This window comes from Maribacter sp. Asnod1-A12, assembly GCF_045063735.1.
GTDB lineage: Bacteria > Bacteroidota > Bacteroidia > Flavobacteriales > Flavobacteriaceae > Maribacter.
The window spans coordinates 128980-141016 of the sequence record NZ_JBEFNZ010000006.1 but is presented as its reverse complement, the minus strand read 5'-3'; the positions used below and the strand labels follow the sequence as shown (position 1 = coordinate 141016).

General features: G+C 33.8%; 13 protein-coding genes. 6 read left to right on the top strand and 7 right to left on the bottom strand.

The genetic code is table 11. The features are described 5' to 3' along the window. Position 1 precedes the first annotated feature (1 nt). A complete protein-coding gene (locus tag ACJJVP_RS00625) occupies positions 2 to 373 on the top strand; it encodes a response regulator (protein WP_405409958.1) in 372 nt (123 codons plus the stop codon). Positions 374 to 441: 68 nt separating this feature from the next. On the opposite strand, the gene ACJJVP_RS00620 is transcribed toward ACJJVP_RS00625, so the two are convergent. The 6 genes from ACJJVP_RS00620 to ACJJVP_RS00595 form a co-directional block, all read right to left on the bottom strand. Beyond that, entirely contained in the window at positions 442 to 2055 is a 1614-nt protein-coding gene (locus ACJJVP_RS00620) for a family 20 glycosylhydrolase (RefSeq protein WP_405409956.1), read from the bottom strand. A gap of 9 nt (positions 2056 to 2064) precedes the next feature. Further along, positions 2065 to 2754: a GDSL-type esterase/lipase family protein gene (locus ACJJVP_RS00615; protein WP_405409954.1), complete on the bottom strand. Its 690-nt coding sequence runs from the start codon at positions 2752 to 2754 to the stop codon at positions 2065 to 2067. 6 nt (positions 2755 to 2760) lie between these two features. Further along, positions 2761 to 3636 (bottom strand): alpha/beta hydrolase, encoded by an 876-nt coding sequence (locus ACJJVP_RS00610; protein ID WP_405409952.1) that lies wholly within the window; start codon positions 3634 to 3636, stop codon positions 2761 to 2763. An 11-nt stretch (positions 3637 to 3647) separates the two neighbouring features. Then, a complete protein-coding gene (locus tag ACJJVP_RS00605) occupies positions 3648 to 4379 on the bottom strand; it encodes an MIP/aquaporin family protein (protein WP_405409950.1) in 732 nt (243 codons plus the stop codon). 284 nt (positions 4380 to 4663) lie between these two features. Then, positions 4664 to 5566 carry an SMP-30/gluconolactonase/LRE family protein gene (locus ACJJVP_RS00600; protein WP_405409948.1) on the bottom strand — a complete coding sequence of 301 codons (903 nt, stop codon included), beginning with the start codon at positions 5564 to 5566 and terminating at the stop codon, positions 4664 to 4666. Between the two features lie 9 nt (positions 5567 to 5575). Next, positions 5576 to 6451 carry a sugar phosphate isomerase/epimerase family protein gene (locus ACJJVP_RS00595; protein WP_405409946.1) on the bottom strand — a complete coding sequence of 292 codons (876 nt, stop codon included), beginning with the start codon at positions 6449 to 6451 and terminating at the stop codon, positions 5576 to 5578. 147 nt (positions 6452 to 6598) lie between these two features. Here ACJJVP_RS00595 and mazG point away from each other — a divergent pair, with 147 nt between their 5' ends. Next, positions 6599 to 7375: a nucleoside triphosphate pyrophosphohydrolase gene (mazG, locus tag ACJJVP_RS00590; protein WP_405409945.1), complete on the top strand. Its 777-nt coding sequence runs from the start codon at positions 6599 to 6601 to the stop codon at positions 7373 to 7375. A gap of 3 nt (positions 7376 to 7378) precedes the next feature. Here mazG and ACJJVP_RS00585 read toward each other — a convergent pair whose 3' ends face one another. After that, on the bottom strand, positions 7379 to 7774 hold the full coding sequence (locus ACJJVP_RS00585; RefSeq protein ID WP_405409944.1) for a response regulator: 396 nt from the start codon (positions 7772 to 7774) through the stop codon (positions 7379 to 7381). A gap of 383 nt (positions 7775 to 8157) precedes the next feature. Between ACJJVP_RS00585 and ACJJVP_RS00580 the strand changes: the two genes are divergently transcribed. The 4 genes from ACJJVP_RS00580 to ACJJVP_RS00565 are packed head-to-tail and all read left to right on the top strand — an operon-like array spanning position 8158 to position 12037. Next, entirely contained in the window at positions 8158 to 9525 is a 1368-nt protein-coding gene (locus ACJJVP_RS00580; protein ID WP_405409942.1) for an MATE family efflux transporter, read from the top strand. Positions 9526 to 9579: 54 nt separating this feature from the next. Next, entirely contained in the window at positions 9580 to 9807 is a 228-nt protein-coding gene (locus tag ACJJVP_RS00575; RefSeq protein WP_036152971.1) for a hypothetical protein, read from the top strand. A 5-nt stretch (positions 9808 to 9812) separates the two neighbouring features. Further along, positions 9813 to 10382, top strand: coding sequence for a phosphatase PAP2 family protein (locus tag ACJJVP_RS00570; protein ID WP_405409941.1), 570 nt, complete (start codon positions 9813 to 9815; stop codon positions 10380 to 10382). After that, positions 10379 to 12037 carry an ArnT family glycosyltransferase gene (locus ACJJVP_RS00565; RefSeq protein ID WP_405409939.1) on the top strand — a complete coding sequence of 553 codons (1659 nt, stop codon included), beginning with the start codon at positions 10379 to 10381 and terminating at the stop codon, positions 12035 to 12037. Before ACJJVP_RS00570 ends, ACJJVP_RS00565 begins: the two co-directional genes overlap by 4 nt.

The following is a 12037-nucleotide window of genomic DNA, read 5'->3' as shown; positions in this document are numbered from 1 at the left end:
AATGAAAAAAATACTAATTATTGAAGACGATGAAATTACAAATTTTATAACCTTATTAAATCTTGAAAAATATGGATATAAGAATATTGACATTGCATTAGATGGTCAGCAAGGTTTAAATTATTTAAAAACTAATGATTGCCCTAATTTGATTTTACTAGATATAAATATGCCGGTATTGGATGGTTGGGATTTTCTTGAGGCTAAAGCAAATTTAAATTTGTGCCCTAATATTCCAATAATAATAATAACATCTTCTGCTAGAGATGAAGATAGGTCGCAAGCAAAATCATTTAATAATATTATTGGGTATATGGAAAAACCAATAAATTTTGAAAAGTTGAATACTTATATAGTCAATATGAAAACCTAAATGTAAAATATTAAAAAAGCTTTAATCAGTGATTAAAGCTTTTTTTTAATTACGAAAATTAAATTTTGTTAGTCTTTTTCTATGGTTTCATAAGTAAATTCACTCTTTTTCCAATCTATTAAATCAGATGGATAATATTTGACATCCATTCTGTCTAGAAATGGGGCTTGGTCAGCCAACCTTACTTTATAGTTTTCCCAATTTCTATTTTCTTTAATACTCCAGCTTAGTTCAGAATAACCAATAATTCTAGGAAAGGCTAAATATTCCAATTCATCAATGTTACTAATGGTTTCAGACCAAAGAGGTGCTTCTATTCCTAAAATATTTTCCATTGGTATGCCATATTCTTCTGGAGTCCAAATATAGGCTGTATCGACAGGTATGTAAGCCGCCCAGTGTAGTCCGAATTTAGATAATGTATCGTATTCCATATCTAAATAAGCTTTCTTGGCAGGCGATACAATAATTTGCATTCCTTTGTCAACAGCTTTCTTAGCATTTTCTTCACTTGCCCACCACTGAGAAATAGAGGTAGAGTCAACATTTGCAATGGCAACTTCATCCCAACCGATCATTCGTTTACCATGCTTCTGTACAATTTTTTCAACTTTATTTATGAAATAAATATAGTCTTTCTTTTTGGTTACATGACTTTCATCGCCACCAACATGAAAATAAGGTCCAGGCGTTATAGCAGAGATTTCTTTAACGACATCATCTATAAAGGCATAAACAGTGTCCTTATGCGTATCGAATGTACTGAAACCAACTTTCATACCTTCATATAACTTTGGGGTCTTTCCATTACCATTTAAGAATTGGTAAGATACTGAAGCTGCATTGGTATGACCAGGCATATCAATTTCTGGAATAATGGTAATGTATCTTTCTGCGGCATATCTAACTATTTCTTTATAATCTTCTTGAGTGTAAAATCCGCCAGATTCTCCACCGACCTCAGTGCTACCACCGACTTCTGTAAGTTTGGGCCAAGATTTTATCTCTATTCTCCAACCTTGATCATCGCTAAGGTGTAAGTGAAGCATGTTTATTTTATAATAAGCTAATAGGTCTATATATTTTTTTACATCGTCAACGCTAAAAAAGTGGCGTGCCACATCTAACATAGAACCTCTATAGGCAAAATTAGGATTATCGGTAATCTTACCTGACGGTACTGGCCAAATCTTCTGTAACGCTAAGGTATCGTTACTTTTTAAAGGTACTAATTGTCTCAAAGTCTGTATTCCTCTAAAAGCACCTTCTGCAGTATTTGAATTGATAATTATAGAATCTTGATTTATATAAAGTTGGTATGCCTCTGGCGACTCTAGTTCAGTACTATCGCTCTGGTTAATATAAATAACTCTCTCAATATTATTTGCGCCTTCAGTATTTACAGGTATGGACAGATTTATTTTATTCTTGAGTTTGTTTGATAAAAATGTACCTACTTCTTCAAAACCAGTAGCATTCTTAGAAGTGTAAATTGCCGTAAACTGGTCTAGTGCAAAAGCGGAGTTTGTAGGTATGGTCTTTAAAGGTTTAGGTATTAAGCTAGCTTTAGATAAATCTGTCGTTGGCATTGCAATACGCTCTTTCTTCTCTTCACCACAAGCAATTAATAAGAGTGTTAAGCTTGTAAAAAATAGACCTCGAATACAAATAGTCTTCATCATATTGTGTTGTTATTGTTGGTTAACTAAATCTTTCATGGCATCATACCATATATCATAACCTTTTTGATTCATATGAAGACCGTCTTCAATGAATATGTCGGTTTTTAATTTTCGTTTATTCATCATAGGTGTCCAAACATCTACGTAGTACAACTGAGTATCTTCAATGGTAAAACGCTCCATTTTTCTATTTAACCTTTTATACTTTCCTCGTATTTTCCATCTACTGATACTTGGCTTAGCCGATATTAAAATAACCTGTGTTGTTGGATCGTTCGCTTTTATTCGACGGATGATCTCTTCTGTGGTATCAAGAACATCGGCAGGTCTTTTTTTAGACCATAAATCGTTATCGCCTTCGTAAATAAATACTTTTTTTGGATTGTAAGACAAGATTAAATCGTCAATGAATAATAATAGATCAGATGCTTGCGAACCTCCAAAACCACTGTTTACAATTTGATGATTTGGAAATTCATGTTCTAGTTTTTTCCATAGTCGCACACTTGAACTACCTGTGAACACAATGGTCTCTTTATTAGAATCCCAAATACTATCGTATTTTGTAACGATATTCTTAACTTCATTGGTGAAAACGTTTTCAGTTTGAGCAGAGCTTGCGGCAGCTATAAGAAATATGTAGAACGTTAGGAATGCTGTTTTTTTTAAACTTTTTAAAAGTAAAATTCGCTTGTACATTTTAGATTAATTGTTGGTGGTTACGATAAATTCTTCGGTTAGTGCCCATTGATAAAATTGAGATATCCAATTGTCTGAGGCTAGCTTTTGTGTTTTCATTCCAAATCCATGCCCGCCTTTAGAATACATGTGCATACCGGCATTTTTACCGCTTGTCAACCATGCAGAATATAAATCCGTACTTGGTTTTGCTAATTCTAATGGATCATCTGAAGCACATATTACTAACATCGGTGGAGCATCTTTTGGTACCGAATATTCGCCCATTACGGTCATCCACGGGTAAACAGGTACTATAAAATTAGGTTTGTTAGCTTCGTTACAATTAAAAGTAACGCCCATGGTAACGGCTCCACCTGCAGAAAAACCCATGAAGCCAATTTTATTAGCGTCTAATTGCCATTTATTTGAGTTCGTTCTTACGTATGTAATAGCAGAAAGACCATCTGAAATTGACAATGGCAATACCGGAGCAACCTTTCTTCCGATTTTTTCGGGGTCGGTATAACCTTCTTCGGTAATCTCTTTTATTCCATCTATACCTGTAGGTACTAATCTGTATTTTAATACAAATGCGGTTATTCCTTTATTATTTAGCCATTTAGCAACAGCTCTACCTTCACTCTCTATACTTAAGCCATAAAGTCCGCCACCTGGTGCAATAATTATACTCGTACCATTTGGTTGGTCTGCTTCAAACACCTCCACTCTTGGTACAGAAACATTTGTAATTACTTCTGTGGCCCAAATATCGGTATAGTATTCTTTTTCATCAGTTGACCATATTACGCTAGGGCTTTTTTCATATGGTAAGTCTACCATTTTTTGGGCAAGTACATTCATAGAGATAAAAATACAGGTAAGTAAAATAAGTTTCTTCATATATTTTAATTTTATTGAATCGTTTCTATAAGCATAAATGTTAGTGCCGCTAGCACTCCGCCAATAACAGGACCAACAACTGGAACCCATGCATAACTCCAATCGCTTTTGCCTTTGTTTTTTATGGGTAGTATAGAATGTAATAAACGTGGTCCGAAATCACGGGCAGGATTAATAGCGTAACCTGTTGGTCCGCCCAAACCGAAACCGATACCCATAACCAATAAAGCTACCGGTAGTGCGTCTAACGAGCCTAATGATACTATACTGTCGCCAATGGTGCCGCCTGCAATATAGAATACACCGAAAACCAAGGTAAATGCTCCGATTATTTCAGTGACCAAATTCCATAACGGACTTCTTATTGCTGGGGAAGTAGAAAAAGTTGCCAAAATAACATTTGAATCTTCGGTTGCCTCATATTGTTTTTTGTAAGTAAGCCATACGAGTAAATTACCGATCATAGCACCTAAAATTTGGGCTACAATATAACCTGGTACTAAATTCAAAGAAAATTTTCCTGCCACGGCAAGTGCCATTGTTACTGCCGGATTTAGATGAGCACCACTGGCATCGGCTGAAATAAATACACCGATAAATACGGCAATACCCCAAGCAATAGAGATACCGACCCAACCAGAGTCAGCACCTTTTGTGCCTTTTAAAACTAGGTTGGCAACAATGCCATTTCCTATTAAAATTAGCATTGCTGTACCAATAAATTCAAAAATATATGGAATCATACTTAGGTTCGGTTTTAAGAGGGTTAAGATAAATAAAAACGAAGAATTAGGGTTTTTAAAAAGATTTATTAAGATATCGGTAATATATGCAGTGTTATTTTGTATTATTCATGTTGGCTTCTTGTTTTAATATTTTGGACACTCTACTTAAGCATGAAACAAGTATTTATTAAAAATTAAGGGTATGCTTTAAATGTTGCTGGTTCAGATGAACCAACTCATAAATTTTAGTTTTTATTGAATGTGTTCATTGTAATTTACAGTGAAATTATATAGTAGCAACTTTAATATCTTACACCTTTGGTGTTCATTTTTAAAGTGTAAATAGAGCTCATAGCGGTTATAAATAATATATCTTGATTTTTTCCACCAAAAGTTACATTAGCTGTCCAATCTTCGTTAATAGGTATGTGGTAAATTTTTTCGCCATTTTTATTAAATATAGTAACTCCTTTACCTGTTAGGTATATATTGCCCAAATTGTCAATCGTCATACCATCAGAGCCCATATTTGTAAAAAGTTTACGATTTGTAAGTGATCCGTTTTGTTCAATAGTGTAGGTGTATGTTTTTTTATCACCAATATCAGCAACGTAAAGTGTTTTTCCGTCTGGAGTGCCAATTATTCCATTAGGTTGTACGAAACCAGTTGCAATCACAGAGACTTCTTTTGTGTCGGGTGATATGTAGTATACATTCTTTTCTATAATCTCAGCTTCTTTTCGTTTCCAATATTCTCTTTGGTAGTAAGGGTCGGTAAAGTAGATGCCTCCCTTTAAATCGACCCAAATATCATTAGGACCGTTAAGTTTTTTGTTTTCATAGTATGTTACTAAAGTGTCGACATTTCCTTCAGTGTCAATGCGCCATAATTCGTTTTTTTCATCGGCTGCAACGAGTAAATTTTCATTTTGGTCAAAGAATAAACCGTTTGCTCTGCCAGCGGGTTCTTTAAAAATGCTGAAAGAATTGTCGGTAGCATTCCAAATAATTATTTTGTCATTGGGCTGATCGGTAAAATATACATTACCTTCTTTATCAGAAGCAGGACCTTCTGTAAAACTGTATTCGTTTGAAATTTGAATCGGTTTTGCATCATTTTGTACAATGGGAGATTGTTGTGCTTTACAGGATAAAATAAAGGTTGCCAAAGTGAAAATGCTCAAAAATTTATGGTTGTTTATCATCGTTCTTGTTTAAATATTTTTTAAATAGTTCATGTTATGTCGCATACTTTCAAAAGCCGTATTAGCATACTCCTCTTGCTCTATATAAATGTGTTTTACACCAGAAAGATGTTTATTTTTTAACATTAATTCAATATCTAGAATACCTTTTCCAAATTCAGTACTTTCTTTATTATTTATATTCATGTCTTTCAAATGCCACAGCGGAAATCTACCAGGATATTTTTTAAAGTAATGTAATGGTTCTTTTCCGGCAACAACCACCCAACCTAAATCTAATTCCATATGTACTAGATCTGCGTGAGTATTATCCATAAGAACATCATAAAATATTTCTCCGTCTTCAGATTCAAATTCGTATTCATGGTTATGGTAACCAAATTTTAGCCCCATTTTTTTACAAGCTTCACCGGCAATATTAAATTGATCTGCGACCTTTTTGTAATTATCTACAGTTTGTCCGTTAGTTGGTAATGAAGAACATATAAGGTATTCTTGACCAGATGTAACGGCATCTTCCATTGTTTGGTCGAATTTTTGATCTAAACGAACATGGCCACTTGTAATTTTTAATCCCAAATCTTTACATGTTTTAGCCATTTCAGAAGGTGCTAGACCATAATAATATCCTTTTGCAGAACCTGCGCTTTCTATTTCTTTAAAGCCAAGACTTGCAATCTCTTCAAGTGTCTTTTTTGGATTGCTAAGCATACTATCTCTAAGGGAATAAAGTTGTACGCCATAATTGTCAGTGATTGAAGTAGCCAAGCTAATTTGTGGTATTAATAGCGTTGCAGCACTAAATATGCTTGATTTTTTTATGAAATTTCTTCGTGTATTCATTGTATTTGTTCGTATGGTAGTTTGAGAAATTGATTGTCCCATTTATAATTTTAATGCCTATTTAGTATAGCATTGTTAGTTTTTGATAGATTTTGTTGTTTTATTGTTCGTGATATTAAATGTACAAAAACTAAAGAGGTTTTTTAGTGCGGCAATATGGGGTTATGTATTTTTGTAAAAACATGAGGCATGAATAGTAGAGAAGAACAATTGCAGGCATTTGATAGATTGTTGACCATTATGGATGAATTGAGAGAACAATGTCCATGGGATAAGAAGCAGACTATGCAATCACTTAGGCATCTTACTATTGAAGAAACTTATGAGCTTGGTGATGCTATTTTAGATAACGACCTAAATGAGGTAAAAATGGAACTTGGTGATGTATTGTTACATATCATTTTCTATGCTAAAATTGGTTCAGAAACCAATGACTTTGATATTGCAGATGTGGCCAATGCCATTTGTGATAAATTAGTGGAAAGACACCCGCATGTTTATGGAGATGTAAAGGTTATAGATGAGGATGATGTAAAGCGAAATTGGGAGCAGATAAAATTAAAAGAAGGAAAAAAAAGTGTTTTGGAAGGTGTGCCTCGAAGTTTGCCGGCATTGGTGAAAGCAAGCAGAATTCAAGATAAAGTAGCCGGTGTTGGTTTTGATTGGGAAGAGCCAAAACAAGTTTTTGAGAAAGTACAAGAAGAGCTGGAAGAACTACAGGTAGAAATAGAAACAGGAAGTAAAGAGAAAATTGAAGCTGAATTTGGCGATGTCTTATTTTCTATGATTAATTATGCAAGGTTTCTAGGTGTCAATCCTGAAAATGCTCTAGAACGCACAAATAAAAAGTTTATTAAACGTTTTCAATACCTTGAAATTAGGGCAAAAGAAATAGGTAAGGAAATAAATGATATGACCTTAGAAGAAATGGATGTATACTGGAACGAAGCGAAAACTAAAGAATAACTATTAGGTTTTTAATTCAGCACTCATAATTCTCGCAAGATCGGTTTGTTTTATTGGCTTAATAAAATAATCAGTTATTTCCGGAAATGTTTTTGCCTTATCAATATCTTCTGAATTCATAGAAGAAGTCAACATTACAATATTTATTTTTTTGTCAATCTTAATGTTCTGAAATTCTTTCAAAAAGTCGAAACCATTTAAAATCGGCATATGTAAATCAAGAAAAATAATATCTGGAAGTTCGTTAAATGAATTGCACTTATCGGTCAATAATTTTAAAGGTTGAAGAGAATCTGGAAAATCAACTATTCTATTTGCTGATAATTGATTTAGATACCTCTTCATTACGTATTTAGATATATCGTCATCATCGATAATCCAAACGAGCGGATCTTGCATCATAATATTAATAATTAATGGTAATTGGTGTGTTTACAACTTATAACGACTATGAATGGCATAATAGTATGAAATAAACGTTTAGTTTAACACTATATGTAAAGCCATATGCAGTTTTTAACTATTTGATTGTTTTGTATGTGGTACTAAATATTTGATTTTAAGTATTTTAAATTTAAACTTTATAAAATATAATTCATAGCCATATCATGGTGTTCGGTAAGTGATAATTAAACAATTTTTAAATTAAGCAAGGTTCTAAGTATAAATTACTTTCATAGAATGGTTTATAATTCATTGAGCTCTACATATATTTAACCTCCAATAGCAGAATATAATTCATTCAATAAGCGGTACATTTGTGTAAAATTTTAGTTTAGGTTTTGTTACAGAATTACACCAAAGAGTTTCGTTATAATATCAAGCTTTCCGTTCCTGTTATATTAGGGATGTTGGGGCACACCTTTGTACAATTGGCAGACAATATAATGGTGGGGCAATTGGGTACCGCAGAATTGGCAGCGGTATCATTAGGCAATAGTTTTGTATTCATTGCTATGTCTTTAGGTATTGGTTTTTCAACAGCAATTACACCTTTAGTAGCAGAAGCTGATGGAGCAGGGAATAAGGAAAATGCAAAAAGTGCATTAAAGCATGGTCTGGTTTTATGTACTGTTTTAGGATTGACCTTATTTGGGCTTATATTACTGGCAAAGCCAATTATGTATGCCATGAAACAGCCTATTGAGGTGGTGGAATTGGCATTGCCCTATTTAGATTTGGTTGCTTTTTCATTAGTACCGTTAATCATATTTCAAGCATTTAAGCAGTTTTCTGAAGGGTTGTCGCAGACCAAATACCCCATGTATGCTACCATTGCGGCTAATGTCATTAATATTGTCTTAAATTACCTTTTAATCTTCGGAAATTTTGGGTTTCCAGAAATGGGCATTGTAGGTGCCGCCATAGGTACGTTGGTATCTAGATTTTTTATGGTAATATACCTTTGGTTCATTTTAAAAACCAAAGAAAAATTCAAGTATTACGTTACCGGTTTCAATTTTTCGAGAATTGAAAAAGTAGTAATGAAGAAGATTATTGAACTAGGTTTTCCTTCTTCTTTACAAATGTTTTTTGAAGTTGGTATTTTCACCTCAGCTGTTTGGTTAAGTGGTGTTTTAGGTAAGAATGCGCAAGCCGCAAACCAAATTGCATTGAATTTAAGTAGTATGACCTTTATGTTCGGTATGGGGCTTGGTGTAACTGCGATGATTAGGGTAGGTAATCAAAAAGGATTATCAAACTTTAAAGAGCTAAGACGAATAGCACAGTCCATATTCTTATTAACTTTCTTACTCGAAATTGTTTTTGCCGCGCTTTTCTTAATCGGTAGGCATTGGTTTCCGTCATTATATTTAGATATTGAAGACATGACTAATTTTGCCGATAATACAGAAGTATTGGTTATTGCAGCAGAATTGTTGTTAGTAGCCGCATTTTTTCAAATTTCTGACGGAGTACAAGTGGTTGTATTAGGTGCTTTACGTGGTTTACAAGATGTTAAAATACCTACTCTGATAACTTTTATTTCATATTGGCTTATCGGTTTTCCTGTTAGTTATTATTTATGCCTGCACACAGATTTAAAAAGCACTGGAATTTGGATCGGTTTGCTTACAGGACTAACGGCATCGGCTATTATGTTGTATATTCGATTTAATTATTTAACTAAAAAACTAATTGCCGCGTAAGGGTGTTTCTATCATAGGCGGTAATGAATTTTCAATTTATAGATTACAATTTTTATGGAATTTCCAAAATTTTTATTGGGTGATAATACAGATTATCCTACTGCAATATTTGTAGTACATACCGAGTTTCCAAGGTTTATTATCAATCTTGAAGATGATGAAGTTGAATGGCTCGAAGAATTTTCCAAGGAAGATGAAAAAGAATTGGAAGAAGAGGCTGAAAACTTAATAAAAGCGGCTACCGCTTTTTATGATCGTGAGGTATCTAGATACGAAGATTAACTATTATGCTTGAAGAGCTATTACAGTTAGATAAAGATTTTTTTTTATATCTCAACGGGCTAGGTAATCCGCAATGGGATAATTTTTTTCAATTCGTATCCAATAAATTTAGTGCCATACCATTGTATCTTTTTTTACTGATACTTTCGTTTCAGAAATATGGTACTAAAAAGACCTTGGTGCTCTTAGTTACTGTTGCTTTAATGATAACAGTAACGGATCAATTAGGAAATTTTTTTAAGTACGGAGTTGCAAGGTTAAGGCCTTGCCATGATCCAGAAGTTGAACCTTACATGAGATTGGTGAAAAGTTACTGTGGTGGCAAATTTGGTTACTTTTCTGCCCACGCATCAAACTCCTTTGCGCTGGCTGTATTCTTTGGTAGCATTTTAAAATCCAAAATTAAATATATTGGATTCTTTTTAGTGCTTTGGGCAGCCTTGGTTGCTTATAGTCGGGTTTACATTGGGGTACACTTTCCCCTAGATATAATTACCGGTGCGGTTATAGGCTCGTTATTCGGTTGGTTGTTTGTAAAGTTATTTATATTTGCACTACGCAAATTCTCCCTATGATATCTAATCTAAGGTACTGGTTTTTAATAGCTTTAATTTTTTTGGTATACGTTGCAGGTATGTTTGTGACGTTGTTTGAAAATGATTCTGCACAGTTTTCCGTGATGGCCATGAGAATGGTCCAAGAAAATGATTTTTTTAGTCTTTTTAAAGGACCTGAAGAGTATTTAGATAAGCCGCATATGCACTATTGGTTGACAGCCTTATCATATAAAATATTCGGTATTCATGATTGGTCTTATCGTATTCCCGGAATACTAGCTACGTTATTGGCTGCATATAGTTGTTATGGATTAGGTAGTCTGCTATATAACAAGCATGTTGGTAAACTTTCTGCATTGATTTTTATGACCGCTCAAACCATTGTTTTGGGTGCAATAGACGTTCGTACCGATGCCGTACTAACGGGTTTCAGCATTTTAGCTATTTGGCAACTTGCAAAGTATATTGAAAAGGGGAGTGTGTCGGCAATTGTTATAGGAGCTTTTGCAGCTGGTATAGCATTCTCTACCAAAGGGCAGATTGCTCTTTTGGTTATAGGTCTGCCTATTTTATGTCATTTATTCTATACCGGAAAATGGAAAGCGTTTTTAAGCTGGAAAGTGCTATTGGCAATTTTGGTATTTGCAGTGACGATTACTCCTATGCTATATGCCTATTATTTGCAATTTGATTTACACCCGGAAAAGGTAATTCGTGGTAAGGACAATCGTAGTGGCATATTCTTTATTTTTTGGGAGCAAAGTTTTGAACGTTTAAGTGGTGAAGGCATTGGAAAAAATAGTAGTGATTACTTTTTCTTTTTTCATACGTTTCTTTGGGTATTTCTGCCTTGGACAATATTGGGTATTGCCTCATTTTACACTAAAATACGGGCATTTATAAAACATAAATTTAAAAACGTTCAAGGATCGGAATTCTTAACCATTGGTGGTATTACATTAATATTCATAATCATCAGTTTTGCGCAATTTAAATTGCCACATTATCTAAATATTACTATTCCTCTTTTTGCAATTATTACTGCAGCATATATTTATAATTTATATGCTAACAGCAAGTTACAAACTGTAAAGAAATTAATGTTTGGGCAATATTTTGTATTAAGTATTGTATTTATTGCTTCTGCCCTAATTTGCTTTTATGTCTTTAAATTAAATAGCGTTTTGGCTTACATCTGTTTGGCTGTTGCGGCAGTTATGGTGGTGTATTATGCTTTAAAGAGAGAAAGCGTATATGCAAAATTGTTAACGATATCAGTTTGTGCATCTTTACTTTTAAATGCCGTTTTAAATCTGCACTTTTATCCAAATCTGTTAGATTATCAAGGGGGGTCTTCAATGTCTAAAGTTATCGCTGAGAAAGATATTCCGGTAGAGCGTATTTACAAAGTAGGCAGTGATCATACATGGTCGTTAGATTTCTATAATCAGTTTCCAGTTCAAATTACTACACCAGAGGTCTTAAAGAACAAAAAAGATGTTTGGGTATATGTGAACGATGATGAGATGGCTATGCTAGAGAAAAAGGGTTTTGATTGGGATTCCCAACTTTCCGTAGATCAATTTAGAATTACACGTTTGCAAGGCAAATTCTTAAACCCTAATACCCGAAAGAAGGTGACACGTAAAATGCACCTACTGCATATTTACTAA